Genomic DNA, 243 nt, shown 5'->3' on the forward strand with positions numbered 1-243 from the left:
CCGCGTTGGACCGGTTCCGTTCTATCGACATCGACATGTTGAGACCTCTGTTGGCGCTTCCGCGGACAACATGGTTCTCTCTTCAGAAAGGCGCGCATGAGCGCGACAGTGAAGCTCTCGCGACCGAGTTCGAGATACATACGCTCGGCCCGATCATCGAAGACTTCACCGATACGCTCGCGATACTCGAGACGCTCGACCTGCTCATCACCGTCGATACCGCAGTCGCTCATCTTGCCGGCG

General features: G+C 58.4%; 1 protein-coding gene. It reads left to right on the forward strand.

Annotated elements, in window-relative coordinates; genetic code table 11:
* Positions 1 to 35: 35 nt before the first annotated feature.
* The coding region (locus SB725_RS33380; protein WP_410923720.1) for a hypothetical protein at positions 36 to 243 on the forward strand (208 nt) is incomplete at its 3' end.

The sequence above is a fragment of the Pseudomonas sp. SIMBA_041 genome (assembly GCF_046535095.1).
In the GTDB taxonomy this organism is placed as follows: Bacteria; Pseudomonadota; Gammaproteobacteria; order Pseudomonadales; family Pseudomonadaceae; genus Aquipseudomonas; species Aquipseudomonas mucoides.